The sequence below is a fragment of the Mastigocoleus sp. MO_188.B34 genome (assembly GCF_030065675.1).
In the GTDB taxonomy this organism is placed as follows: domain Bacteria; phylum Cyanobacteriota; class Cyanobacteriia; order Cyanobacteriales; family Nostocaceae; genus Mastigocoleus.
In genome coordinates this window covers 75523-102400 of the sequence record NZ_JASJDK010000005.1, presented here as the reverse complement: position 1 = coordinate 102400, position 26878 = coordinate 75523, and the positions used below count along the sequence as shown (strand labels likewise).

General features: G+C 38.8%; 21 protein-coding genes. 8 read left to right on the top strand and 13 right to left on the bottom strand.

The features are described from left to right. Position 1 precedes the first annotated feature (1 nt). Positions 2-1741, top strand: coding sequence for an RDD family protein (locus QNJ50_RS02275; protein WP_300631562.1), 1740 nt, complete (start codon positions 2-4; stop codon positions 1739-1741). Positions 1742-2175: 434 nt separating this feature from the next. On the opposite strand, the gene QNJ50_RS02270 is transcribed toward QNJ50_RS02275, so the two are convergent. Then, positions 2176-3867 (bottom strand): NAD-binding protein, encoded by a 1692-nt coding sequence (locus QNJ50_RS02270; RefSeq protein ID WP_300631560.1) that lies wholly within the window; start codon positions 3865-3867, stop codon positions 2176-2178. Between the two features lie 611 nt (positions 3868-4478). Next, positions 4479-5333, bottom strand: coding sequence for a fatty acid desaturase (locus tag QNJ50_RS02265; protein WP_300631558.1), 855 nt, complete (start codon positions 5331-5333; stop codon positions 4479-4481). Positions 5334-5664: 331 nt separating this feature from the next. On the opposite strand from QNJ50_RS02265, the gene QNJ50_RS02260 reads away from it, so the two are divergent. Further along, positions 5665-6903 (top strand): TetR family transcriptional regulator, encoded by a 1239-nt coding sequence (locus QNJ50_RS02260; RefSeq protein WP_300631556.1) that lies wholly within the window; start codon positions 5665-5667, stop codon positions 6901-6903. A gap of 110 nt (positions 6904-7013) precedes the next feature. Here the strand turns inward: QNJ50_RS02260 and QNJ50_RS02255 are convergent, their stop codons facing one another. From QNJ50_RS02255 to tyrS, 3 genes are all read right to left on the bottom strand, one after another. Beyond that, on the bottom strand, positions 7014-7772 hold the full coding sequence (locus tag QNJ50_RS02255) for a hypothetical protein (protein WP_300631554.1): 759 nt from the start codon (positions 7770-7772) through the stop codon (positions 7014-7016). Further along, positions 7769-8485, bottom strand: a complete 717-nt coding sequence (gene pyrF / locus QNJ50_RS02250) for an orotidine-5'-phosphate decarboxylase (RefSeq protein ID WP_300631552.1) — start codon at positions 8483-8485, stop codon at positions 7769-7771. Before pyrF ends, QNJ50_RS02255 begins: the two co-directional genes overlap by 4 nt. A gap of 172 nt (positions 8486-8657) precedes the next feature. Then, positions 8658-9863: a tyrosine--tRNA ligase gene (gene tyrS, locus QNJ50_RS02245; protein WP_300631550.1), complete on the bottom strand. Its 1206-nt coding sequence runs from the start codon at positions 9861-9863 to the stop codon at positions 8658-8660. A 239-nt stretch (positions 9864-10102) separates the two neighbouring features. Here tyrS and QNJ50_RS02240 point away from each other — a divergent pair, with 239 nt between their 5' ends. After that, entirely contained in the window at positions 10103-12028 is a 1926-nt protein-coding gene (locus tag QNJ50_RS02240) for a transglycosylase domain-containing protein (RefSeq protein WP_300631548.1), read from the top strand. A gap of 131 nt (positions 12029-12159) precedes the next feature. Here QNJ50_RS02240 and QNJ50_RS02235 read toward each other — a convergent pair whose 3' ends face one another. Next, positions 12160-12483: a DUF1825 family protein gene (locus QNJ50_RS02235; RefSeq protein WP_300631546.1), complete on the bottom strand. Its 324-nt coding sequence runs from the start codon at positions 12481-12483 to the stop codon at positions 12160-12162. Between the two features lie 557 nt (positions 12484-13040). On the opposite strand from QNJ50_RS02235, the gene QNJ50_RS02230 reads away from it, so the two are divergent. Both QNJ50_RS02230 and QNJ50_RS02225 read left to right on the top strand, forming a co-directional pair. After that, complete coding sequence (locus tag QNJ50_RS02230; RefSeq protein WP_300631544.1) at positions 13041-13415, top strand: NINE protein; 375 nt, start codon at positions 13041-13043, stop codon at positions 13413-13415. A 14-nt stretch (positions 13416-13429) separates the two neighbouring features. Next, on the top strand, positions 13430-13963 hold the full coding sequence (locus QNJ50_RS02225; protein WP_300631542.1) for a ComEA family DNA-binding protein: 534 nt from the start codon (positions 13430-13432) through the stop codon (positions 13961-13963). Positions 13964-14450: 487 nt separating this feature from the next. Here the strand turns inward: QNJ50_RS02225 and lepB are convergent, their stop codons facing one another. From lepB to rimI, 4 genes are all read right to left on the bottom strand, one after another. Continuing rightward, positions 14451-15050 (bottom strand): signal peptidase I, encoded by a 600-nt coding sequence (gene lepB, locus QNJ50_RS02220; protein WP_300631540.1) that lies wholly within the window; start codon positions 15048-15050, stop codon positions 14451-14453. 588 nt (positions 15051-15638) lie between these two features. Beyond that, positions 15639-16457: an ATP-binding protein gene (locus QNJ50_RS02215; protein WP_300631538.1), complete on the bottom strand. Its 819-nt coding sequence runs from the start codon at positions 16455-16457 to the stop codon at positions 15639-15641. A gap of 343 nt (positions 16458-16800) precedes the next feature. Beyond that, positions 16801-19269 (bottom strand): ATP-dependent Clp protease ATP-binding subunit, encoded by a 2469-nt coding sequence (locus tag QNJ50_RS02210; RefSeq protein ID WP_027842712.1) that lies wholly within the window; start codon positions 19267-19269, stop codon positions 16801-16803. A 435-nt stretch (positions 19270-19704) separates the two neighbouring features. Next, a complete protein-coding gene (gene rimI / locus QNJ50_RS02205; protein WP_300631536.1) occupies positions 19705-20259 on the bottom strand; it encodes a ribosomal protein S18-alanine N-acetyltransferase in 555 nt (184 codons plus the stop codon). Between the two features lie 168 nt (positions 20260-20427). Here rimI and lysA point away from each other — a divergent pair, with 168 nt between their 5' ends. From lysA to QNJ50_RS02190, 3 genes are all read left to right on the top strand, one after another. Then, positions 20428-21840, top strand: a complete 1413-nt coding sequence (gene lysA, locus QNJ50_RS02200; RefSeq protein ID WP_300631534.1) for a diaminopimelate decarboxylase — start codon at positions 20428-20430, stop codon at positions 21838-21840. Positions 21841-22279: 439 nt separating this feature from the next. Further along, the gene (cdaA, locus tag QNJ50_RS02195) at positions 22280-23203 is read left to right on the top strand and encodes a diadenylate cyclase CdaA (RefSeq protein WP_300631532.1); all 924 of its coding nucleotides are present in this window, start codon (positions 22280-22282) and stop codon (positions 23201-23203) included. Then, positions 23200-23949 (top strand): isoprenyl transferase, encoded by a 750-nt coding sequence (locus QNJ50_RS02190; RefSeq protein WP_300631530.1) that lies wholly within the window; start codon positions 23200-23202, stop codon positions 23947-23949. Before cdaA ends, QNJ50_RS02190 begins: the two co-directional genes overlap by 4 nt. An 83-nt stretch (positions 23950-24032) precedes the next feature. On the opposite strand, the gene QNJ50_RS02185 is transcribed toward QNJ50_RS02190, so the two are convergent. From QNJ50_RS02185 to QNJ50_RS02175, 3 genes are all read right to left on the bottom strand, one after another. After that, a complete protein-coding gene (locus tag QNJ50_RS02185) occupies positions 24033-24305 on the bottom strand; it encodes a DUF3143 domain-containing protein (protein ID WP_300631528.1) in 273 nt (90 codons plus the stop codon). A gap of 390 nt (positions 24306-24695) precedes the next feature. Next, entirely contained in the window at positions 24696-25277 is a 582-nt protein-coding gene (locus QNJ50_RS02180) for a J domain-containing protein (RefSeq protein WP_300631582.1), read from the bottom strand. 377 nt (positions 25278-25654) lie between these two features. Further along, positions 25655-26635, bottom strand: a complete 981-nt coding sequence (locus QNJ50_RS02175; protein ID WP_300631526.1) for a J domain-containing protein — start codon at positions 26633-26635, stop codon at positions 25655-25657. Between the last annotated feature and the right edge of the window lie 243 nt (positions 26636-26878).

Below are 26878 nucleotides of genomic sequence, written 5' to 3'. Positions count from 1 at the left end.
AATGTCTATTACAAATAATTATGCTGGCTTTTGGAAAAGATTTGTCGCAATTTTAGTTGACGGTATTATTCTAGTTATATTGCAATTTATTATTGCTTTCGGTGTCCCACCTACCTGGGGTAATTCTACTAATGGTTGGGATAACCCAAAAGTAATTGCTTATAACATTTTTACACTTGTAGTTGGCTGGATGTACTTTGCAATTATGGAAAGTTCTTCCTTGCAAGCTACATTCGGTAAAAAAATCTTAGGAATCATTGTTACCGATACCCAAGGTAATAAAATTTCTTTTGGTAGGGCTACAGCCAGATATTTTGGTAAATCTTTTTCGATTCTGATTTGGCTTGCTGCTGGTTTAGTAGCATTGATGGCTCAAAACATTGGTGGAGGAGAATCACCTTACCAATATTTAGCACTCTTATTATTTTTAATTGGAGCAGGAGTTTTCTTTTTCGGCTATTTAATGGCGGCTTTTACTCCAGAGAAACAGGCGCTCCATGACATTATTGCAAGGTGTTTAGTTGTTAAAGGTCAAGACCAAAACCTTAGTATTCCTTGGAAACCATTAGTTGGGTTACTTGTTGGTGCGATCGCAGCTGGAAGGGTTGTATCGCAAATTCCACAACAGAGTCTTACTAGAAATTCCGGTGTTACTCGTCGCAGCGCAAACAGAGTTAATGCTCAAAGGGGAAGTCGAACTACTTCTTCAGAAACGCAAAATAGAAGTAATTCTACTAGAAGAAATAATAATGTTTTTACTCCCAGCAGTCGTAGAGCTAATATCTGTGGTTCTCAGGAACTATTAATAGATCCAGGGAGAAACAATATAGACGGAAATTGGCGACTACAATGGACTGGTGGTACTGCTCTTTATGTCGCAACACTACAAATGCAGGGACGTAGGGGAAACATGTTAGTTAAATTTCCCGATGGTAGAGGAGGTAGTAATACTGTTCGGCAGAATATGCAATTGTATACTTCTTCACACGGATTAATTTTGGTTGGTTCCAATCCAATTAACACAAAAACTGGGTCGCGCTTTGCTACTTATTTCCCAGATAATTTTTTGATTAGAACAGAACTTGATGGTTCTTTAACTATTATTACTTGCGACAATGGCGGTAATCGTTCTCCTGTAAGACTCACTGCATTAAATAATATTCCTAGAAACTTCCAAAACCCAATTACCTCATCAAGAAATTCCCAAGCTAGTACTTCTCGGTTAAGAAGTTCTCGGCTGAGAAATTTTCGTTCTAGATCTCAAACTAGAAATTCTCAACTTAGAAACTGGTATTCCTATACTTCAGGTGATGGTAGCTATACTGTTAAATTTCCTCGACGTCCAAAGCAGCAGCGTCGCTCTAATAACAAAGGACAAGATTACGTCTTAGTAACCTATGAAGACAGAGCAACAGGTCGGGGATATTTCACTTCAAGTATTAAATATTCTGGTAGTTCTTCGAGATCTAATGTTAACCGATACTTAGATAGAGCAACTGGTATTATTGCCAAAAGTACCAATTCTAGAATTATTAGACAAAAAAGAATTAATGATAATGGGTACCCTGGAAAAGAAATAATTATGCGGGGTAATAATGGATTTGCCTATAGGGCTAAGATATTAATCGATCCCAGAAAAAGAACCTTGTATCAAGCTTTTGTAGTATCGAAATATGGCAAGATATATTTTCCTGAAGCTAGAGGTTTTTTGAAATCATTTATTATTTCAGAGCAGGTTTGATGTGGAAATTAGGTAATGGGTAATAGGTAAATGGGTAATAGGTAATGGGTAATTAACCTGAGTTCGGGATATTTATTTTTATAAATCAACCTTTATAGAATAGGACTTACGCAACTGGCATATTTTTCCTGTAGGGTGTGTGACGCTGTGAAAATATCTGAACGTAAGAATAAGACTTATAGCGTCACGCACCAACCACCAATTGTGACACTTGAGTAAGTCCTGTAGAAGTCTGCAATAGGGATATGTTACTAATTTGACGATTTTTATCCTAGTGTATGATTTTTGTGCTATTAGTTTTATATAGTGCCCGTATGGGTGTGGGGTTTTTGTCAAATTAAGTGATTATAGTGACATTTATTTGTGACTATGGATACCATAGTCTCTATCTTGTGCTGCTTTATTCTGCTAAGCATATTTTAATTAACCATATTTCAATTAACCATGACTTGAGATGGTGCGCGTCGCCATAGTTCATAAAGTCGGTTGGCTGGCATTGTTAAATATAAAATATCTCCACCACTCAAAGAAGTTTCTAATAGATCCCAACCATGAATTGTTTGATGATTTGTTTCTAAATATAAAGGGACAAAATCAGCACTCATTGCTGCATCTCTGACTTTCTGTCCACAAAAAGGGTGGGAAGGTGTAATTAAAGTAGAAAATGCTACCCAAAGACTATCAGCAGTAATCCCATTACCGATAATGCGTCCACCAAGAGCTGCTGCTGCAAAAGCTGGAGCGGCTAGTTCTGCTGGACTAAGAACCGCTTCAAAGTCAAATACTTCCTGCGCCATCCGAGCAAAGTCTGGATCGGCATAATGAACGATTACGGGTATTTTAGGTGACAGACCTTTAGCTTTTAGGGCAATTTCAACATTAGTTGCATCATTACCCGTAACAGCAAGCAATCCAGCTGCATCTTCGATATTACTCGATTTAAGAGTTTCAGGAAAACTAGCGTCAGCCTGAATTATGGGAATACCAAGCCTGCGGGCTGTATTCACAAAGCGATTATTGATATTTGGTTCAATAACTACTACTTCATGTCCCCTAGCATTTAATTGTTGAACGATTTTGATCCCGATACCACCCAAACCGCAAACAATATAATGATTTTGACGGGGTACTCTGGCTGCATCCCAAAATTGTTTGAAGCGAGTTCCTAAAATAAATTCATTGAGCAAAGCATACCAAATACCAAAGGCTGCTGCTCCAATCAACATCATTATTACAGTAAATATTTTGATACTGTTGGGAGCTTGTTCTACAACTTTTTCACTACCACCAGCACCAGTAATCATACCTACAGAAAAATATAAAGCATCAACTATAGAAATATTTAATTCGGCAGAAACATAAGTAAGAGTAGCAATGGTAATAATAACCATTAACACGATCGCTGCTATAACTACCGATTGAGCATGGTATTGAAACTGCCGCAAATTAGTCAATACTTTAAGTAACTTGGTAATTAATGATTTGCGGGCTGGACGAATACGGGGTTGGGTACCAACAATTAGGCGATCGCCCTCGTTTAATTGCTGTCCGGAAGTAACCGCTGAAACCAAATCTATCTCACCTTGAACGGGGAGATAATAAATTAGCATGCGGGAACGGTCTTCCCATAGCTCGTTTAATTTTTTGCCTAACCAAGGATGATATCTATGGATATATTCTTCATGAATCGGCCAAGTTTGATTAAATAATTTTAATTGTCCAATTAATTGATTGCCCAAAGCTGCAAAAGTAAATACAGGTGCAGCTAAACCAGCGACACTCATGGTCAAATGATTGGGTAATGTTTGATCCAAACGCGAACCCAAACTAGTATTAAAGAAGCGATTAATAATTCGGATGCGGGGATTAAGCACTCGTGCTTGCATCACAATCCATAAATTCAACGCATCGTCTTCACCAGCAATTACTAAAGTATTCGCTTTTTCAATTTCTGCGGCTTTTAGAGTACTAGCTGCATGTAAATCGCCGATAATCACATCTCCAGCACATTCTCCTGCAATCGGTTTATGATGGATACCGACAACTAATGCTCCTTGCTGTCTAAGCAATCGAAATACTTTATATCCAGTACGTCCTAAACTACAGACAATAATTCTAGGTTTCATGAAACGGCTGCATGATTTACATCGTTCGGATGCATTTGTAAAATCCCTACAGTTATAATCGCAATCCCTATTTTTGATAGGTAAATTATGATTTGAAATGATGCGGCTCCCGATATTATTCGTTAAATTAGTTTACTGTTTTAGGAGTTTATTCTTAAGTCAAAACCTCTTTTATATTGAGTTACAAAAGATTTTGCATAAGAATTAACCCCCTTGGGATATGTATTCACAATTTTGCCGATTTCAAATTTATTTAACTGTAACTGAGGGTACGATTATTTCAAAACAATTAAAATTTTAAGCTGAAGTTAAAACAGATGGTATTTATTGTCTAATCTTATTATTAATAAATGTTTATAATACACTTGAAGATTGTTTCGATTTGATGGAATAACAACAGTTTTTTAGTAATTGGTAATTGGTCAGGAGTTACGCGAAATAAACGTAATTAGATCAATGCTGGATGTAGGCTGAAAAAGTTGAAATTGCTCTACATCCGTTAGTTTATTTAATTTGATAGATTTATTTGATTATTTAACAGCCCTGATAATTAGAAAGTGACACAACAGAGAGACACTTACAATATCAACTTGTCATTACCTACCAATTTTTTAAATATTCGGCATTCTTGATGGATCGGGTAGTGCAACTTTTTTAGCTAAACCTAAAGTTTTTAATAAACTGATCGCCCACCAAGTTATATCAATTTCCCACCAACGCAAGCCAGATTTAGCTAAGTGAGGAAAAGTATGGTGATTGTTATGCCATCCTTCTCCATAGGTCAGAACAGATACCCACCAACAGTTACGAGCGTTATCATTATGATTAAAGGTGCGATAGCCCCACATATGTGTAGCAGAATTAACTAACCAGGTAGAATGCCAAAGCAAAACTGACCGAACAAAAATTCCATAGACAACAAAAGACCAACCACCTAAAACATATAGTAGAAGTCCTAAAGGAATTTGTAAAAATAAAAAGTAGCGATTTAGCCAACGATAGAATCCTTGTCGTGCTAGATCGGGAGCATAATTCTTATAGATTTGATAGTCAAAAAACTCTGGACGAGGGGATAAAATCCATTGCATATGACTCCACCAAAATCCTCTTTTTGCAGAGTAAGGATCTTTATCTAGATCTTCTGTATGAGCATGATGTTGACGATGTCCCCCAACCCAGAAAATTGGTCCTCCTTGGAGGGAAAGTGCTCCCAAGGTTGCAATTATATATTCCAACCATTTAGGAACCTGAAAGCTACGATGACTTAACAAACGGTGATAACCCAAACAAATACCAATACTCCCTAATAGCCAGTGCAGAAATAGAGTCAGACCCAATGCAGACCAAGAAAAAAACCAAGGAGCCAATAGTGCTAACAGGTGAAATGTAGCAAAGAATGCTACGTTTACCCTATTAATTGCAGCAGAATTATTGGTACAAGAGGCGATCGCCAATTTTGTGTTCATAAAAAATCCTATGAATAAATAGGTGAAAACTTAAAATTTAACTATAGAGAGGTTTTCTCTCTGTACTTCAAAACAAATACTTCAAAGCAACAAAATATCAAGCCAACAGATTATTGAAAGCACTAAAGCAAGTGTCACTTACATAAAATATGTTAACAACCTTTGAAAATTTATGCAAGTAGCACTTGCTTACTTATAATTACTCTTGTGGTTAAACCGCTAATTGTTACAGATTTAGCGTTCATCTGAGAGACATCCATGATGGACAGTGCAGCATTTCTATCTATGGCAGCAAAAACTAACTTAACAACCCAGGAGAAAGCTATTACCTATGTGCGCCCGAACTAATTCAACTCGACAACGTCTGATCCAAGCAGCTTTGGAGTTATTTATATCTCGAGGTGTCAGTAGCACTACCACTCGCCAAATAGCAGAATTAGCCGAAGTTAATGAAGTTACATTATTTCGACATTTTGGTAATAAAAACGGATTATTATTGGCTGTAATTCAAGAATCAGAAGTATTTGGAAATTTAGGAGAATCTCTTGTCCAGAAGCAAAATCCCCCAGAAAATGTTTATCAAGCACTCAAGGACTATGCAAGCAATTGCTTGCATGCATTAGAAAAAAATCCAGAATTTGTTAGATCTGTAGTTGGTGAGGCTGACCAGTATCCTACAGAGAATCGTCGCGCTTTAGGAAAAGTATTAACTGAAGCTAACGGTCATGTAGCAGAATATTTGGCTTCAGTAATTCAACAGGGTCATTTAAATACTCATTTAACAGCAGAAAAGTTAGCTAGCTTATTAAATGGAATTATATTAGGCTATACAGCGATCGAGTTCACAAGTGAGTTTCACGAACTTTGGGAAGACCGCGATGATTTTCTAGACAACTTGGTGGAATTATTTTTGCATGGAGCAATATCACCTGCAAATGATACGTCACCTGAATTATTGATTTCTCAAGACGATAAAAATATTCGTACAGTAGCTGATTTACCGGCGAATTTAGTTAATCAAATTTTGCGACAAGCCAAAAAAGTAGGATTACAAGATTATGCTTTAGGATATGTTTTGTTTGGGGCTGGATTATCACCTACAGAGATTTGTAAGTTGGAGCGATCGCATCAAATCGCAGATACTCGCCAACATATTTTACAAGTAACAACAGGCGAACAGATGCGTCAAGTATCTGTAAACCAGTGGATTATGGGTAAACGTTATGGCTCTTACAGTGCGAATCCATTAACCAAATGGTTGAAAATTCGTAAAGATAGTGAAAGTGCGATGTTTCTCAACAATGATGGTTTACCAATATCAGAATCAGAAATTGAATCCCAATGGAGAGTTTGGACTGAAGGAATATTAACTCCAGAAGGGAAACAGCCTGAAATCACACAAGCTCAACAAACTTGGTGTGTTGAGATGTTAATGCGAGGTGTTAGTCTGGAAAATATCAGCATTATAACTAATTGGGATTTGCTCAAATTAGAGCCCTATGCTCGCAGAGCAAAGGAAAAAGCAGCTATAGAAGAAGCAACTCGCTTGGATCGAAAATCTAATATATAGTTTAAATATTGCGATCGCGGATAATAATTTTACTTATTAGAATTAAAGATAACAGAGGAATTTGCTCCTTATTTAGTCTGGGATAGGGCAAATCACTGCTTACATAGCAATCAGTTAACACTATTTTTCCGGCTTGTGCTTTCAGCAACTCGACAATCTCGCAACCAAGTTTTAATTGCTTGTCCAACCACACTATTACTACTATCGCGTGGCGGCGTCGGTGGTTTACTCTTAGGATAAGAACCTGTTTGAGAAAACATCATAACCATATGCCAACCATCTTTACTTTTGGTTAACAACAGTCGATGAAATTGCTGTGAATGAATGGGTTTTTTCTGAATATATTTTCTTTCTAAAGTAGTAAAGAAAACTTGCTTCACATTTTTATCATGTGATTTTTTCGTTCTATTTCCCGTATCTCTAAGAATGTTGGTAGGTAAAGGCGAAAATTCGGGTTTTCCCGCCATCAACACATAACTGTAAGTTTGTGTAGTCCTGCTCAAGCGACGAGTGCGTTGGCTAACACGATTGGCGTAACCCGGTAGTTCGCGCAATAACTTAGTCATTAATGCTTCTACATCTTTCTCCACACAAACAGATGATTTCCGAGAAAGATTTATGTTTTGTTTCTTTTGAAAGTCATTACTATTAATTGTATCTTGCTGCTTGCTCCAATTCAAAAGGTAAATTTCTCTATAACTTTGAGAGTGATTCAATCTTCCTGAAAACTTTGATACGCGATCGCTAGATCCATAAACTGAATCAATCAAAGCCAAATTTATAACTTGGAAAAATAAGCTTGCAATTAGTAAAGAAGCAACTTGTAGATATTTAAATTTAGAAAAAAGTAAAAAATAAATTATTTTCATGTAGTTGGAATTAACTCTGCACAAATTTTTTCCCAAGCTAATATCGGCTCAGTAGATGCAGTAATCGGACGTCCAATAACCAAGTAATTTGCTCCAGCTTTTATTGCTTGCGCAGGAGTAAAAGTTCGTTTTTGGTCACCTTTTTCCGCCCAAGTGGGACGTACCCCTGGACAAACCAACAGAAAATCATCACCACACACTTCCCGTAATTGTGATGCTTCTTGGGGCGAACATACAGATCCATCCAAACCAACTTCTTTTGACATTAATGCCATTTGCAAGACATATTCAGGTAATTCTAAAGGTATTTTCAAGTCAAATGCTAACTGTCGTGAAGAAATACTTGTAAGCAAGCTAATAGCAATTAAACGCGGTGGTTGTAAACTAAGCTTATTTGCTTCCTCTGTTGCTGCTTCCTTCGCTGCTTTTAAAGCATCTTTTCCTGCTGTTGCATGAATCGTCAATAAATCCACCCCATAACGAGCAGCGCTACGACAAGCACCAGCAACCGTGTTAGGAATATCGTGGAACTTCAAATCAAGAAAAATTTTCTTCTCTTTACACTTTAAATATTCCAAAATTTGTGGTCCGGAAGCAGTAAAAAGTTCTAAACCAACTTTCCAAAAGCTAACTTCATCTAATTTTTCCACTAGTGCGATCGCACTTTGTAGATCGGGAACATCTAAGGGAACGATAATTTTGTTATTTGTCACTGTTAAGAAGTAAGGAGTAAGGAGTAAGAAGTAATGAGTAATGTTAGCGTAAGCGGGGCGCGACCTAGCGTAAGCGTACTGTAAGTATTGCGCACAGTAATGAGTAATGAGTGATGAATAAGGAGTGATGGGTAATTGGTAACTAATAAATCCCTAGTCGCTAATCCCCAACCTACCCAACAAGCTTAATAAATTTCTTCTTACCAACTTGTAAAACTTGTCCTTGCAATTCACTAACTTGCTTAAATGTAGTATCAATATCAGTAATGCGATCGCCACTCAAACGGACACCACCTTCTTGAATTTTTCGCCGACCTTCACCACTACTTTTACACAAGCCGCTGACGTTAAGGATATAAAATAATTTTGCCGGAAATTCTAATTGGGCAAGGGAAAATTCTGGAATTTCTCCTTCTTTACCGCCTGATTTTGCCGCAGCTTCAGCTTCTTTAACCGCTTTCTCCCCGTGATATTGTCTGACAACTTCTCTAGCTAGTAAATATTGCTGTTCGCGAGGATTTTCTGGTAATTTATCTAAAGGTAAATCAGTTAACAATTCAAAGTATTGCTTTAACAAACTATCTGGAATACCTTGTAGTTTTTGATACTTTGAGGCAGGGTGTTCGGGTAAAGCTACATAATTATTTAAAGATTTAGACATTTTTTGCTCGCCATCCGTACCAATTAAAATAGGTAATAACAAGCAAAACTGCGGTTTTTGTCCGAAATGGCGCTGTAAGTCTCTCCCAACAGCAAGATTAAACTTTTGGTCTGTACCACCCAATTCTACGTCTGCTTCTAAAGCAACAGAATCATAGCCCTGCATTAAAGGATAAAGGAACTCATGCAAGTAAATCGGATTTTCTTTTTTGTAACGTTCAGCAAATCCTTCTTTTGCCAGCATTTGTCCGACAGTCATGGTAGAAAGTAATTCCAATATCTTGCCTAAATCTAATTTCCCAAGCCATTCTGAGTTATAACGGATTTCTAGTCGTCCGGGTGTATCAAAATCTAAAATCGGTCGAACTTGATCTATATAAGTTTGGGCATTTTTCTTCACCTCTTCTTCCGTAAGTTGTCTTCTGGTTTGGGATTTACCTGTTGGATCGCCAACACGAGCTGTAAAATCACCAATCAGAAGAATTGCGGTATGACCTGCATCTTGAAATGCTCGCAATTTCCGTACTGGTATGCTGTGTCCGAGGTGAATATCGGTACCTGTAGGGTCAATACCAAATTTAATTCGTAAGGGACGTTCTGTAGTTTCTAGAAGCTTTTCAAGACTTTCATTCTCACTTTCAGCATTTGAAGATTGAGGTAAAGGTTGAGGAAAAATTTCTACAGTGCCGCGATGCAGCCAAGCAAAATCTTGCGCCATACTAGTAAATCCATTGTCAGTTATCGGTTAATCGCCATGCCATAAGGCTTGAATGTTAACAGTTAACAGCGAACAGTTAACAGTTTTTCAATAATTTAAGTAAATAACAAGTTTGTTAAGTCACTCTTGATTCGCCTGGGAGTTTACCTGCCAAGCTAATATAATTGCAGAAAATAAACCGCTTTGCTTTACCTGCTTAATTTACACGCTATATATACAAATGAGGAAGTAAAAACACCGTGTCGTCTAGGACTTTTGAACACAATCAGCCCGAACGTCAAAATTTATCGGTTTTCGAGTTTGTCAAGGGAGTTGGTCAGGTAACTGGTGGTACTCTCCTTGCACTCGCAATGCTGACAAGCTCTATTGTAGCCGGAGGTTTGGTTGGTTTAGCAATCAGTTTCCGTAACCTACCGGATGTTAGGCAGCTTCGTAGTTTTGTCCCTACAGAAACTACTCACATTTATGATGTAAAAGGCAAGCTTTTAACTAGTATTCATGGTGAAGCTAACCGTGAAGTTGTACCTTTAGAAAAAATTTCTCCTCATCTTAAACGTGCAGTACTGGCGATGGAAGACGACCACTTCTATCAACACCATGGTATTAACCCTGCTGGTGTAGGTCGTGCTTTGGTCGTAAACTTAAGGGGAGGTGAGGTTTCTCAGGGTGGTTCCACCATCACTATGCAGTTGGTGAAGAACCTGTTTTTAAATCGCAGACGACAGTTTGAGCGAAAAATTGCAGAAGCCGTATTAGCTATTCGCTTAGAACAAATATTTAAAAAAAATCAAATTTTAGAAATGTACCTCAATCAAGTGTATTGGGGACACAATAATTATGGGGCTCAAACTGCTGCACGTAGTTACTTTAATAAAACTGCAGATAAACTTACGCTTGCTGAAGCGGCGATGATGGCAAGCTTAATTCAAGCACCAGAAAGATACAGTCCCTTTGGAAATATGAAAGGGGCAAAAGAACAACAAGAAATTGTTTTGGGGCGAATGCTGAAATTAAATTGGATCACCCCAGAAGAATATGAAGAAGCTGTCAAACAAGAAATTAAACTTGGCAAAATACAATCTTTTCGCAGAAGTAATTTGCCTTACGTAACGAATGCTGTATCTCAGGAATTAGCGAAAAAGTTTGGGCGGGATGCTTTGCTTAAAGGAGGCATGCGAGTACAAACTACTGTAGATATTAATTTTCAAAAAATGGCGGAGAAAACCGTCAGCAAATGGCATTCTCGACTTCTGCGGCGCGGATTATATAAAAATCAAATTGCTCTTGCTGCAGTAGATCCGCGAACTCATTTTGTGAAAGCACTAGTTGGCGGAGTAAATTATAAAACCAGTGAATTTAACCGCGCTACTCAAGCTTTGCGGCAACCAGGTTCTTCATTTAAACCATTTGTTTACTACACAGCTTTTGCTACAGGTAAATATACTCCCAGCACAACCGTCTACGATACGCCAGTAAGATATCGAGATGGTAGGGGTTGGTATTATCCCAGAAATTACGATAATAGTTTTGCCGGACCAATGCCAATTCGTAAAGCTTTGGCTTTATCCAGAAACGTTCCTGTGATTAAAGTCGGCAAAGCTATAGGGATGAATAAAGTTGTTGAAACCAGTCGTACGTTGGGAATTATGAGTCCAATGTCACCGGTTACATCCTTACCGTTAGGAGCAATTGGAGTAACCCCATTAGAAATGGCTGGCGCATACGCGACTTTAGCAAACTATGGCTGGCAATCTCCAACAACAATTATGTTGCGTGTTACTGATAGTAGTGGAAATGTATTGCTAGATAATACGCCTAAACCTCAGCTAGTTCTCGACCCTTGGGCTGCAGCTTCAACAATTGATATTATGCGCTCGGTTATTGCTCCAGGAGGTACAGCACCCAATGCAGCAATTGGTCGTCCTGCAGCAGGGAAAACAGGAACAACTTCTTCTGAAAAAGATATTTGGTTTGTGGGTACAGTACCTCAACTAACTACTGCAGTTTGGGTTGGTAGAGATGACAATAGAACATTATCCCGAGGTGCCACAGGGGGTGGGATGGTCGCTCCAGTCTGGCGTGATTTCATGATCCAAGCACTCAAAGGAAAACCAGTGGAAAACTTTAAATCACCTTCAAAATTTCCTCGTCCAAAGTCTAGGTAAGTTAAATTGAGGTCAACGAACTACAGGGATAAACTTCTATTCTGAGATTGGGAAATTTTATGTTCCCTTTTCCCTGTTCCCCTTTAGGCAAAATCTTTAAGATGTCATAAATTATATACTTACCACCAGAATTAATTTTGCCGATCTAACTCAGCTTTCATTCTTTCCAATGTTGAGTTCATTTGATCGAACATTTGTTGGGGGGTAACCCCAAACTGACCTAGTTGAGTTTTGAGTTGTTCCATGGTCATTTGCGCCATAAAATCTTCGGACAACTCAAAACGTTTCATGAACACTCGGTAGCGTTCCATCATTGCTTCCATTTGTTCGATGAAAAGCTTTTTGCCTTCTCGATCAAACTTGCCGTAACCATTACCAAGTTTGATTAGCCCTTGGTAGTCTTCAAAAAGTTGTTTTGCTTCTTGTTGTACTATATCAGAGTCGAAGAATCCCATTTTGCTTTATATAATCTGAGCGATAATACCCAGTAGCTTTTAATTTTCCCATTAGTTTTATTCTAGTCTAGGCAATTCATAAAGGTGAACAAGTTCGTTTTTAAGTACTGTTTTTTACCCAGATATCAACACTTGACTGTTGTTATGGGGGATTGGCGACTGGCGACTGGGTAGTGGGGTTAGGGTTATTCCGCAAAAAGACTGCAAGTGTTATGTGGAATTAGCGCCTACGTCAACCATGTGAGGTAAAAATTTATTCGCCAATCCCCAATCCCCATATGGCGAAAGCCACGCAATACCTAGAGCCTACGGCGACGGCAGATCCGTTTGGAACGTAGCGCAGCTATAGGTAACGTAGTTATAGCCTCTAGCTTCCCTACCTACGGTTAAGCCTTACGGCATGCTGCGCTAACGGCGCAAGCCGCGTGCAATCCGGTACGCTAACGCTAATCCCTAATCCCTAATCCTTATCCCCAATACCTATATGACACTATCGTGTCACGCTACCGCTAACGCCAATCCCCAATCGCCACCAAAAAACAAATTTATAAAGGGAAATGTTTAATCAGCGCAAAAATCGAAGTATTGCTGCAATTCTAGCTTTTTCAGGAACATGGAAAATTTCAGGATTACATAAATTTTATTTAGGACAACCCCTATGGGGTATTTTATACGTGTTACTATCTTGGACGCCAATTCCCAGAGTTGCCAGTGCAATAGAAGGAGTTTGGTATTTAGCTCAAGATGAAGAAGCTTTCGATCGCAATTTCAATTTGGGCAAATCCGCTGTTAAAAGTTTTAAGCAAACCGGTCAACAGGTATCATCTGTCGCTGAAGCTTTGCGAGAACTAGATTCTCTACGCCAAGATGGATTAATATCTGAGTATGAGTTTGAGCAAAAACGCCGCCAACTGCTAGACGAAATATCTTGAATCTAAAGAGCATCGTGAATAATTGGTTGCCATTAAATCCCAGACTACAAAGATTGCGTTCTAAATTACTTAACGATCCATATTATCGGCTACAATCTGCTGAAGAAATTGCGATCGCTGTTCAAGTTGGTATCCGTATCGATGTTAATCAAGCAACAGTAGATGATTGGTTGCGACTACCCGGTTTGTCAATTCATCAAGCTCGCTCTTTAGCTGAATTAGCAGCTGGAGGGGTGAAATTTTACTGTATAGAAGATATTGCAGCGGCTTTGAGTATGCCAATACAAAGATTAGAGGTGCTCAAACCGATTCTTAGTTTTACTTATTATGATGAAGAATCTTTAGATACCCCAGTTCAGTTAATAAATCCCAATACAGCGGATGTAGAGAGTTTGGGAAAAATACCTTTTGTCGATCCATATTTGGCAAAAGCTATAGTGGAAAATCGTTTATCCGCAGGGCCTTACCGAAGCTTAGCAGATTTTAAACGGCGTTTAAAGTTACCTGCTGATGCAATTTCCCACCTCATGTATTTTTTGAGATTTTAGCGATCGGATAATGGGTAATGAGTAACAAGTAATGAGTAATGAGTAATGAGTAATGTTAGCGCCTAGCGCAAGCGTACCGTAAGGTATTGCGGGGCGCGTACGGCAAGCGCCACAAAGTGGCGATAGCGCACAGTAATGAGTAATGAGTAGGAAGTTACTAGTCCCCAGTCGCTAGTCGCCAATCCCCAGAGGCTAGAGGCTACGCCGACGCCGAAGGCTCTGACTATAGCTACGCTACCTACGGAGCCGTCACCTGCGGATCTGCCGACGCCGCAGGCTCTATGCCGCTAAGAACGCGCGGCTGCTAACGTAGTGTACCGTAAGTATTGCGCCACGTGAGGGGCGTAGCGTAAGCCACTCACGTTCATCCGTAGGATGCGTCCAAACGCGCAGCGCCTTCTCAGCGGCGGCACGCAGTGCTATCGCCATAAAGCGCGGGCTCACCCCAATCCCCAGTCGCCAGTCGCCAGTCGCCAATCCCCAACCATCAAGTTGATCCAATGCGGTCGAAGGGCCAAAATCGAAACACCGCACGACCGATGATATTTTCTTTGGGAACAAAACACCAATAGCGAGAATCGCGACTATCGTTACGATTGTCTCCCAAAACAAAAAATTCATTGTTTGGAACTAGCTGCTGTTGGCAAAACTGTGGATTTTCTCTGTCTGGGTAAGGGCGTTCTGGAGTTTCGGCAATGTAGTTTTCTTCTAAGGGTTCGTTGTTAATAAACACTGTGCCATCTTTTATAGCGATTTCTTTTCCTGGTTGACCAATTATTCGTTTAATGAAGGCTTGGTCTTTCTCAAAACCTTGACGCTGTAATCTTTCTGGTGGCAAAAAAACTATAATGTCACCAATTTTTGGCTGATGAAAACGATAGGATATTTTTTCTACGATTAAGCGATCGCCAGTATGTAAAGTTGGAAGCATTGAACCTGTAGGAATCAATCTAGGCTCAGCAATAAAAGTACGGATTAAAAACGCTAATAATAAAGCTATACCAATTACAATCAGGTTTTCTCGCAAACTGTGCCATTTACTATTGGAGACAGGTGCTTTTTTGGATTCATTTTCCTTAGAATTCATAATACATATTCAAAAATTAAACGGATACCTTAATTATTTTGAAGCTAAAGGTATGCTTCTTTGCCATGGTGACTTTACGTTTAGTCTCTTCTTTGAGTAATAATACTTGGATGATTTTTAATATTTTCTATATTCTCTCTAAGCCTAACTGAACCTATGAAATTATAAACTAAGCTTTTCGGCAAATTTCAGTTTTACATTCTTCTTTTGATAAGGTCAATTGACAAACAACCTTATGTTCGGTTTCACTAATGGTTTGTATTGGGTTTTATTTTGTTCAATATTTATACAAGCAAGTTAGTTTTTGCTTATTTGATTCTTACTCGTCTAAATCACATCACTTGTTTAAATAACCAACTAAAAGTAATAATCTGACTCGATTCAACAAATACAGCTTATTACCAACAGAATAAAAATTTTTGTCTCAACCTGTTCACTTGAGAAGAACGAATATATAAAAGTATAATATTTTACGCTGCTGAAATTATTAACGCTGTGTACGACTCAAAATTCGCTATTTAGTTTATAAACATAATTTATAAATAAGTATATTCATATTTCCCAGTCAAATTAATGCACTTACTTGACTTAACTCGAATAAGAACCATGTTTAATCGGAATCTCGATGGTAAAGCAAGTACCTTTTCCGACCTCAGAATTACAGGTTAGAGAACCATCATGCATTTCTGTAATAATTTGATGGCTAATTGACATCCCTAAACCAGTTCCCTGACCTATAGGTTTTGTAGTGAAAAAAGGATTAAAAATATTTTTTTGAATTTCTTTGGGAATTCCCGATCCATTATCGATAATTTTGATCGCTACTCGATTATTTGTGATCACTGACGTGTTAATAGATATTGTCAGTAATTTATTTTCCTGCTTTTTTTGTTTACTTTCACTTTCTTGTAAAGCATCGATCGCATTAGCAATGATATTCATAAATACCTGATTGAGTTGTCCTGCATGACATTCGACTTTTGGTAGATCGCCGTAATATTTTCTAACTTCAATATTCTGACTTTGTTCATTTTTAGCTTTTAAACGATTTTGTAAAATCATCAGTGTGCTGTCTATTCCCTGATGAATATCAACAGCTTTGATCTGTGCTTCATCTAAACGAGAAAAGTTACGCAGAGAATTAACAATCTCGCGAATTCTTTGAGCTCCTATTTGCATCGAATTTATTACCTTGGGTAAATCTTGGTGAATAAATTCTAAATCTATTTCCTCACTCAAATTTTTAATTTCTGGTGGAACATCCAAACATGTTTGCTCATAAGTTTCCACTAATTGAAGTAGGTCAAATATATATTCACGGGCATGAAAAATATTACCGTGGATAAAGTTCACAGGATTATTAATTTCATGAGCTAATCCTGCAACTAGTTGACCTAAAGAAGACATTTTCTCATTATGTACGAGTTGTAATTGAGTTGTTTTAAGCTCTTTAATAACTTGTTTAAGTAAGGATTCTTTTTTACGATTATTTTCTTCTAAATGAATTCGATATGCTTCAGAACGTTGGAGCTTTTTCTGAAGAATACGATTAGCTTTTTCTAATTCTTTTATTTTTTGCTCTAAAACAGAGAAGGGGGAACAAGAAACCTAACTAGAAAAGGTAATACTATAAATCGCAACAAAAAACGGTAGAGATATTAGTATCCCTACCGTTTTTTATTTATTAATTAAAAATTCGAGAACCAGAGATTCAAAAGTAAACTTTAAATCTTATACTCCCATCAAGCAATTAAGAAACGGCTTGTGGTAAAGAGTCCTGATTTTCCCGACCAGTAACTTTAATGTTACCGCCCTCATCAACGTCAACTACTGCTGTATCGCCGTCCTTAATGCGACCAGAGAGAATTTCTTCCGCAAGACTATCCTCTAACAAGCGCATAATAGCCCGACGTAATGGTCTTGCACCGTAGCTGGGACTATAACCTTCTTCGATCAAACGATCTTTGAAGCGGTCGGTAACTTCTAAGTTGATACCTTTTTCGCCCAAACGACCAAATACCTCTTTGAGCATGATTTCGGCAATTTCTTTGACCTCGTCTTTGCTCAGTTGACGGAAGACAATAATTTCATCAAGTCGGTTGAGGAACTCTGGACGGAAATATTGCTTAAGTTCTTCATTAACCAGAGACTTAATTCTGTTGTACTGGGACTCGCTTGCATCATCCGCAAACTCGAAACCAATACCACCACCACCTTTTTCAATGACCTTGGAACCGATGTTGGATGTCAAGATTAGTAAAGTATTTTTAAAATCTACTGTTCTACCCTTTGCATCCGTTAATCTACCATCTTCCAAGATTTGCAGTAGCATATTAAACACATCGGGATGTGCTTTTTCGATTTCATCGAATAGTACTACTGTGTAAGGACGGCGACGTACTGCTTCTGTTAGCTGACCACCTTCGTTGTATCCGACATAACCAGGAGGCGAACCAATCAATTTGCTGACAGTATGACGCTCCATGAACTCGGACATATCCAAGCGAATCATTGCTTCTTCAGAACCAAAGAAGTAGGAAGCCAACGACTTCGCTAATTCTGTTTTACCAACACCAGTTGGACCAGAAAAAATAAAGCTAGCAATGGGTCGATTGGGGTTTTTCAAACCTACGCGAGCGCGACGAATAGCCCGAGATACTGCTTTCACAGCATCTTCTTGACCGATTAGGCGCTGGTGCAAGGTGTCTTCCATGTGTAACAGCTTTTCGGATTCCGATTCCGTTAGCTTGTTCACAGGAACCCCAGTCCAAGATGCGACAATATGAGCAATGTCTTCTTCTGTGACTACAGGTTCTTCACCTTCTGCACGACCAGAATTAGATTTACTCTGAGCAATGGCGCGAATTTCGGATTTAATTTCCATTTCTCGATCGCGCAATTCGCCAGCTCGGTCAAAATCTTGGGAACGGACAGCATCGTCCTTTTCCTTTAAGATTTGTCGTAGCTCTTTATCTAATTCCTTCGCTGCTGGTGGTAACTGAGAATTAATTAAGCGGACGCGAGAACCGGCTTCATCAATTAAGTCAATAGCTTTATCTGGTAAATAGCGATCACTAATGTAACGGTCGGATAATTTTGCCGCCGCAACCAAAGAATCGTCAGAAATCTTTAACTTATGATGTTGTTCGTAACGGTCGCGCAGACCATAAAGAATTTCTATGGTTTCTTCTACAGATGGTTCACCCACCATGACTGGTTGGAAACGACGTTCCAAAGCAGCATCTCGTTCGATGTGCTTGCGATATTCGTCTAAGGTTGTTGCACCAATACACTGCAATTCTCCCCGCGCCAAAGCTGGCTTAAGGATATTGGCTGCATCAATTGCGCCCTCAGCCGCACCCGCACCAATGAGGGTGTGTACTTCGTCTATTACTAAAATTACATTTCCCGCCTGACGAATTTCGTCCATAATCTTCTTCAGGCGTTCTTCAAATTCACCCCGATATTTAGTTCCTGCTACCAGCAAACCAATATCCAGAGTTACTACACGTTTTTCTTCTAAGATGTCAGGAACATCTTTATTGGCGATTCGCTGCGCTAAACCTTCGGCTATTGCAGTTTTACCTACACCTGGTTCCCCAATTAAGACAGGGTTGTTTTTTGTACGTCGACCCAAAATTTGAATGACACGCTCGATTTCTTTAGCGCGTCCTACAACTGGATCTAATTTTCCATCCCCTGCCATTTGAGTCAGGTTTGAGCCGAATTCATCCAAGGTTGGGGTCTTCGTCCGTCCTGATTGACCAGTAGCAGCCACCTCAGCGGTTTCTCCCAACATTCGGATAACTTGAGTTCGGACCTTAGATAAATCCACGCCCAGGTTTTCTAGCACCCTAGCTGCTACACCTTCCCCTTCTCGGATTAAGCCTAACAACAGATGCTCTGTACCAATGTAATTGTGCCCCAGTTGGCGTGCCTCTTCCAAGGATAGTTCTAAAACTCGTTTTGCTCTTGGTGTAAATGGTATTTCCACCGCGACAAAACCCGAACCCCGGCCTATGATTTTTTCTACCTCAATCCGGGCGTCTTTAAGATTGACCCCCATGGATTTCAGTACTTTTGCAGCCACTCCCGTACCCTCACCAATCAGACCCAGGAGAATTTGTTCGGTTCCAACAAAGTTGTGTCCCAAACGTCTTGCTTCCTCTTGGGCGAGCATTATGACCTTAATGGCTTTTTCTGTGAAGCGTTCAAACATTGTCCCATTACCTGCGTCGTGCCGGTACGCTGATTTTAGCACAGGCTAATATTTTCAATGTCTGTAGAAAGATAAAGACGTCACATTATTATCCACTTTTCTTCTCTGTATAATCACTATGTTTATGTGATTATTTTGTACTCAGTATGTGACTAAAATCAACTCGAACGTTACGTTTTTGGTTAACTGCTAGCTATAAACCAGTGATTTTGAGATTTAGTTGCAATTAACATGTTAAATTTACCATATTTTCCATACCATGTTATGAAAATTTAGTCTATGACCAAAAATACTTAATTTTAATTATTTATACTATATCCGATCTGAATAAGAAAAAATAACTTTAAGCTTATTTTGCAGGTAGATGACAGTTTTGATAAAGTTTGTGTCAGGCAAAAAACTTATGAGCCAAAATTGTGTTACTTATAGGTGAAACTACTTATCAAGGAGGATTTCCCAGTTAGACTTTTTGAGGCGTTCGCTAAAAAGTTTTTGCCAAGCATCCAAAGTTTTTTGGAATTGGGTATGTTTCAAATTCCCCAACCAAAGGATTAAAGCATCTTCTCCGTTATCGATGTAATATCGTCGTCGTCGTCCTGCAGTTTTAAAACCAAATTTTTGATATAGAGAAATTGCTGCTTGGTTGGAAGCTCGTACTTCCAATGTGGCTCTCTCTAAACCCTGCTTGTAAGCTTTCTGAAGTAGAGAACAAAGTAAGATTTGTCCTAGACCTTGATGGTGATGTTGGGGATGCACAGCCAAGATTGTTATGTGTGCTTCTTCTAAAATTGACCAAAAACAACCCGCTCCCAAAAGTTGTAAGGGATAAACAGGAGAAAATAAACCTAGTAGATTACTAGTCGAACTTTCTAATTCTCTAAGATAAGCTTCTCGACTCCAAAGACCGTTAAAACAAACACGATCTAATTCTACTAGTGCATCTAAATGCTCTTTAGAAAGAATTTTAATTTCTAACTTGAATGATTTCACACTGTTGGCAAAACTTGAAACGTACTTGAGAATTAATGAGACGCGCTGAGAATCTGCTTTTCAAGAGCAACTCAACAGGAGTGTCTCCTTTCAACATTAAAGGTAAACTGAGAATCGGGAAATGGACGAGCGGCGTCCACATTTTAAACAAGGATAATCCTGACAATTATGGTATCGACTCACCCTACGGGGGTTCAAGATTCTGGTAACAAGTATTTACCTGCAAAAAACACTGAGAACAAAAATCTTGCTCCAAATCAACAATTATTGCCGTTAACTGCCAAAACTAATAGTTTAGGACATTTAGAAATTGGCGGTTGTGATGTAGTTACACTAGTACAGCAGTTTGGTTCCCCACTATATATTTTGGATGAAGAAAGTTTGCGAACTGCTTGTCGCCAGTATCGTGATAGTTTCCAGAATTATTACAAGGGTGAATCTCAAGTATTGTATGCTTCCAAAGCTTGGAATTGTTTGGCAGTTTGTGCGATCGCAGCCAGTGAAGGATTAGGGATAGATGTTGCATCTGGTGGCGAACTATACACGGCTTTGACTGCTGGGGTTACTCCCGACAAAATTTATTTCCATAGTAATAATAAGTCCAGGGAAGAACTAATTTATGCTAGTGAATCTGGTTGCACCATTGTGGTAGACAACTGGTATGAATTAAGCATTTTGGTAGAACTTGGGAAAAATAATAGTTCTGAGTCATCAGTACCAATTCGAATTATGTTGCGTCTGACCCCTGGAATTGATTGTCATACCCATGAATACATCCGTACTGGGCAACTGGATAGTAAATTTGGTTTTGACCCAAATCACTTGGACGAATTATTCGAGGAAATTAACAAACATAAATCTATTCTCAATTGTGTTGGCTTGCACGCCCACATTGGTTCCCAAATTTTTGAACGCCAACCCCACCGAGATTTAGCCCAATTAATGGTTAAGTGGTTACAAAACGCCAATTCCAAAGGTTTAAATATCACTGAGTTAAACTTAGGTGGAGGTTTAGGAATAACATATGTAGAATCAGATGATCCACCTAGCATTGAAGAATGGGTAAAACCAATCTGTGAATCAATTGAAGAAGTCTGTAATACTCAAAATCAACCTTTACCAAAATTACTATGCGAACCCGGACGTTCGCTTATTGGTACAACGTGTGTAACAGCGTATACAGTTGGCTCCTCAAAAAAAATTCCCGGAATTAGGACCTATATTGCAGTAGATGGTGGAATGTCGGATAATCCCCGTCCGATTACTTACCAGTCCGTATATCGGGCTGTAATTGCGAATAAAATGTCTGCTCCAATTACAGAAACAGTAACAATTGCTGGTAAACACTGCGAATCGGGGGATATTTTAATCAAAGATGCTACACTGCCAAAAACAGAACCAGGAGATATTCTCGTAGTTATGGGTACTGGTGCTTACAACTACAGCATGGCATCCAACTACAACCGTCTGCCTCGCTCGGCTGCAGTTTTGGTAGAATCGGGCGAAGCAAATTTAATTTTGCGTCGTGAAACCTATCAAGACTTAATTCGACAAGATTGCTTACCGGAAAAGCTTTCTTAGTTACTAAACAGTGTTTAGTCAAAATTTCTAGGCTTTGAGTGCAGGGTGTTTCTAACCCTCAATAGTATTACTTAAATTAAATACATTTCCAAAGTCTTACCTTAAATTTTCCGGAAAAGGGCAAAAGCATATCCCGAATGTTCCCCATACGGAATATTACCAATTAGATAAGTATTGTTCCGGCAAGGGAAATATTGGGATGCTACCCTGTACTAAATCATTTTTTCTAGTCGCACGATCATTTTCTGTTGCACAAATGAGAAATCTTGTCCCAGACTTTTTTATTACTACATCTGGGATTTTCGAGATTCATACTAAGATAGAGCAACAAAGCAGAGTTTACATTTAAAAGTAAAAGTGCTTTGAATTTTGAATTTTGACTATTGATTAGTGTCTATTTACTTATACGATAAAAGACCGAAGGTAAAATCCAGATTTCATGGGAGATTGGTGGGCGCAATGGCTCAAAAATATAGAATGGTCAAAGTCTTTGCCGCTTGACACTCTGGATATTTTGTTGGTGCTGGCGCTCACCTACATGATATTAGTTCTGATCAGTGAGCGTCGCACACTCTGGATGGTGCGGGGATTTATCATCTTGATGTTGGTCTCAGCCCTGATTGATAATTCGGAGTTCACAAGGTTAAAGTTTGTACTAGAAAAGCTAGTCATTGGCTGTGCTGTCGCAATGGCGGTTGCTCTGCAATCAGAGTTTCGCCGATTTTTGGAACAACTAGGACGCGGCGAATTTCGCCAGTTATTTCAACCTTCTAATTTGGCAGTCCCAAAAGCGGATAGTGTCATTGATGAAATTGTCGATGCAGTTAGAGAACTCTCGAAAAATCGTATTGGTGCTTTGTTGATTATCGAAACCACCGGACAAATTGACGAACGGGACTTTTCTGTACCTGGAGTAAAATTAAATGCAAATGTATCTAAAGAACTGATCCAGACCATATTTCAGCCAAAAACTCTTTTACACGATGGTGCGACATTGCTACGTGGTTCTCGGATAGTGGCTTCGGGTATAATTTTACCGCTTTCGGGACGCACAGCCTCGCGCCAGTTGGGAACGCGCCATCGCGCAGCGATGGGTATTACTGAGCGAGTCGAAAATTGCATTTGTGTTGTTGTATCAGAAGAGACAGGTTCTATTTCCTTAGCGGAAAGGGGAACCCTTAATAGACCACTTACGATCACAAAGCTGAAAGAGTCATTAGAGACTCGATTATCCCCCAGCGTGGATCGGGAAGCAGTTGCTTCCGATTTGTTCAGTTTGGGGCGTCGGATTCGTAACAAAGCACTAAAAATGATTTCGCACTTACCCGGATTATCATCGACTGCTTCTCGAGATAAAAAATGACAACACAACAAACAGAACAGCAATATTTGCCAGTCGACTTAAAACGAGAATTACTACCCAGACACGTTGCAGTTATTTGCGATGGTAATGGTCGATGGGCAAAAAAAAGGGGGCTACCCCGAATTATGGGTCACAAAAGGGGAGTGGATGCACTCAAAAATTTACTCCGTACCTGTAAAGATTGGGGAATAAAAGCTTTGACAGCTTATGCTTTTTCTACTGAAAATTGGAAAAGACCCGAAGAAGAAGTCGAATTTTTGATGACCTTATTTGGACGAGTCTTACGCCAAGAACTAGAAGAAATGCTAGCGGAGGATGTTCAAATTCGTTTTGTTGGGGACTTAGAAGAACTTCCAGTGGGGTTACAAAAAGAAATAACCCACGCAATGGAAACAACTAGGAATAATCGAACGATCCAGTTTAATGTTGCCACTAATTATGGGGGTAGGTTAGAAATTCTCCAAGCCTGTCGTAGCATTGCAGATCGAGTTCAAAAAGGTTTACTACAACCAAATGAAATTGATGAGGCAATTTTTGAACGTCATCTTTACACTGCTGGTAGTTGTGACCCAGATTTATTAATTCGTACTAGTGGGGAAATGCGAATAAGTAACTTCCTTCTCTGGCAAATTGCTTATTCAGAAATATATATTACTGAAACTTTATGGCCAGATTTTGACCGTAATGAATTTCACCGTGCGTTATCCGCTTACCAACAGCGAGAAAGACGGTTTGGGAAAATTTGATGGTGGGGATTAGGGATTGGGATGAAAATTCAAATATTATTTTCTAGTCCCCAGTCGCCAATCCCCAATCGCTAATACCCAGATTACGGCCCAGAAAACACTGCTTCTTCTATATCTCGCCGAGATAGGGAATATTTAAATGAACGTTGTATATCTTGTCCCTTTTCTCCGGCTTGAATATACTTCACTATAATTTGTTCTATATCCAGCCAAAGCTCTGCTTCCCAGGCTGGTCTTTTTAATTGCCAATGCTCTAGCTCTGTTTTATCTTGCTCACAGCCTTGCTGTTTTAACCACTGTTCTATTTGGGGCAAGGTATGGTTATACAAAGGAGTTTCTGGAACGGGAAGATCCATAAGTAAGTCTAAATAATTCACGTGTCAACGTTAAGAATATTATTTTGTGCCGACTTAAGATACATCTAATAGCCGTTGATTCAAATGAAAACCGCTATATTTACTTGCAGAATTTACGCAATTGTCACAATACACCGGTGGTGCGTGACACTCAAAACCTTATTAATACGTTCAGGTTAACTCGCTTGTGTCACGCACCCTATAAGAAAAATGTGCCGGGTGCGTAAGTCCTAACTTGAATAAAAAGAAAATCAAAATATCATATTTTCAAAACATCAAATTTTCAGTTTTTAATTTATATTAATGTTTTTTATTTCTTACTTGACTTTTACTATCATGCTATTTCACTAATTTTGGCAGGGAGGGGAAATTCAAAAACCAAGAAAATTCCTATGTAGTTTTACTTTCAGATCCTGATTTCCTTACTCCTAATTCTGTTTCAAAGGTGAAAGGTTTAACTGTTTCCCATTGATAACTAAGGAAATTAGAAGCCATTATTTGTTCTGGGTGAATAATTTTTTGACCAATTTGGGTTTCTAAAGCAGTATCGCCGCGAGTTAAACCAATTGCGATCGCTAGCAACAAACAGGCTAAGAAAGTTACTCCTAATACAAATAATGCAAAAAGTTCCCCGGGAGATAAGGGACGATCTGAAGCATCTAAATAAGCAGATTTAGACCAATCATATGATTGGGAAACAGGGGTATTTAAATCAGAGGGGGGTTGAATTACTCCAAAACGGGAATAACCTATAGTTAAATCGTAAGAAAATCGTCGGTCTGGATTGCTAAGAATTGCATAAGCTTCGTTGATCTGTTGAAATTTTTTGGTTGCAACAGCAGTGGGTAAATCAGTTGTGTCGGGGTGATAGCGTTTGCTTAATTCCCGATAAGCACGACGGATTTGAATCACTGAAGCTCCAGGATGCAATCCCAGTAGAGAATAATAGTTGGGTTTGCTCTGTTGTGATATCCCGTTTTGATTCACAGCTGGTTCCACTTATTGTGTAGATTTCTCTGCTCTTAATATTGTAAAACTATATTTTCCCGTTGGTATGGGTACTCATAAGTTAACAATCTAAGTATATATGTAAGTTTTTAAGTTTATGAATTTACAAATAGATAAATTTCTAAACTAATAATTTTTTTAAGCTGACAAAATTACTAATTCAATAGACTTTAAACAACTTTTTGAGTGAGAAATTTTTGAATGATTTATTTTGAACAATTTGCCTTGTTACCTTGGAATAATATCCCCTACCATACAAAAATTTCTTTTGAGATATGTTTGGGACTTATTTGAAAGTAAATTTTTTGAAAGTAAATTTTCTGTTGTGGAACTGAAGTATTTTAGCCCAGTTCATTACGGGGCTTGAAAGTTTCAATTTGCCGTATTTTCTCATAAAATTCTCGTTCTCGAGCACTAATTTGTTTGGGAGTAACTATTTGAATTTCTACTAATTGGTCACCACGCTTACCATTTTCATAAGGATAACCTTTGTTAGCAAGGCGCAATCTTTGACCCGATCTAACACCAGGGGGGATAGTCATTTTTACTAATCCATCAAGAGTTGGTGCTTCGACTTGTCCCCCAAGTACCGCTTCAGAAGGAGTAACTGGTACCTGACAAAAAATATTAAAACCTTCCATTTTAAACATTCGATGGGGCTCTACGGTGATTTTTAGATACAGGTCGCCACCACCAATTCCTTGATTGCGCAGGCGAATAGTTTGACCTGTAACCATTGCAGGAGGCATTTTTACTTCTAGAGAACGTCCATCTTCTAAGCGAATTCTTTCCAAACCACCCTTGTATGCTTTTTCTAAAGGTATGGTCAGCTTCGCTTCGATATCTCGACGATTGGTACGAGGGTTAACAGTGTACTCATATTTGGTTCTGGGGGGAGAACGAAATGGATCGGTAGTCTTGGTTTTGCTTGAGTTCCCTGTTGTTGTACTCGAATTTTTATTTCTACCAATAACTTGATTAATGAAACTTTCGAATGTTTGATGTTGACCGGGATCGAAACCTCCACTTCCGTTGCTAGAAGCGGAGCGACTGTCACCTCGTTTACCTTGCTTACCAAAATTCTTTTGCTTCCAGAAGCGACTAAATTCATCGTACTGAGATCTTTTTGCGGGGTCAGAAAGTACTCCGTAGGCTTCACCGATAGCTTTAAACTTTTCCTCAGCAGATTTATCACCTGGATTTAAATCGGGGTGGTACTGTCTCGCCAAACGACGATAAACCTTTTTAATCTCCTCAATAGAGGCATTTTTAGATACTCCCAAAATTTCGTAATAATCGCGGAAATTCTGCAAATTCTGCATAGCCAGTTGTTTAAGTTGAGATTCTAGATTTTAGATTTCAGATGTTAGATTTTAGATTCTAATTTTTTTTATTGGACAATAAATATTCCTTTGTTTATTAATATTTTTAATTCCTGTTATTCTCTATTCTTGTGGATAGGAGATTTGTAACTAAGGAATGACTACAAATTCCTGTTGGTAAAATCCGCACATGATACCTACTAAGCTCAGCGTTTAGTAACTATCCATACATTTCAAGAATTT

Coding starts and splice junctions, on each gene's coding strand:
- QNJ50_RS02235 (WP_300631546.1), bottom strand. CDS start 12,483: ATGGGATTCTTCGACTCTGATATAGTACAACAAGAAGCAAAACAACTT.
- QNJ50_RS02260 (WP_300631556.1), top strand. CDS start 5,665: ATGTGCGCCCGAACTAATTCAACTCGACAACGTCTGATCCAAGCAGCT.
- QNJ50_RS02210 (WP_027842712.1), bottom strand. CDS start 19,269: ATGTTTGAACGCTTCACAGAAAAAGCCATTAAGGTCATAATGCTCGCC.
- tyrS (WP_300631550.1), bottom strand. CDS start 9,863: ATGGCGCAAGATTTTGCTTGGCTGCATCGCGGCACTGTAGAAATTTTT.
- QNJ50_RS02185 (WP_300631528.1), bottom strand. CDS start 24,305: ATGGATCTTCCCGTTCCAGAAACTCCTTTGTATAACCATACCTTGCCC.
- QNJ50_RS02215 (WP_300631538.1), bottom strand. CDS start 16,457: ATGTCTTCTTTAGGTCAACTAGTTGCAGGATTAGCTCATGAAATTAAT.
- QNJ50_RS02265 (WP_300631558.1), bottom strand. CDS start 5,333: ATGAACACAAAATTGGCGATCGCCTCTTGTACCAATAATTCTGCTGCA.
- QNJ50_RS02175 (WP_300631526.1), bottom strand. CDS start 26,635: ATGCAGAATTTGCAGAATTTCCGCGATTATTACGAAATTTTGGGAGTA.
- lepB (WP_300631540.1), bottom strand. CDS start 15,050: ATGAATTCTAAGGAAAATGAATCCAAAAAAGCACCTGTCTCCAATAGT.
- QNJ50_RS02190 (WP_300631530.1), top strand. CDS start 23,200: ATGACAACACAACAAACAGAACAGCAATATTTGCCAGTCGACTTAAAA.
- QNJ50_RS02270 (WP_300631560.1), bottom strand. CDS start 3,867: ATGAAACCTAGAATTATTGTCTGTAGTTTAGGACGTACTGGATATAAA.
- QNJ50_RS02275 (WP_300631562.1), top strand. CDS start 2: ATGTCTATTACAAATAATTATGCTGGCTTTTGGAAAAGATTTGTCGCA.
- QNJ50_RS02230 (WP_300631544.1), top strand. CDS start 13,041: ATGTTTAATCAGCGCAAAAATCGAAGTATTGCTGCAATTCTAGCTTTT.
- QNJ50_RS02255 (WP_300631554.1), bottom strand. CDS start 7,772: ATGAAAATAATTTATTTTTTACTTTTTTCTAAATTTAAATATCTACAA.
- cdaA (WP_300631532.1), top strand. CDS start 22,280: ATGGGAGATTGGTGGGCGCAATGGCTCAAAAATATAGAATGGTCAAAG.
- lysA (WP_300631534.1), top strand. CDS start 20,428: ATGGTATCGACTCACCCTACGGGGGTTCAAGATTCTGGTAACAAGTAT.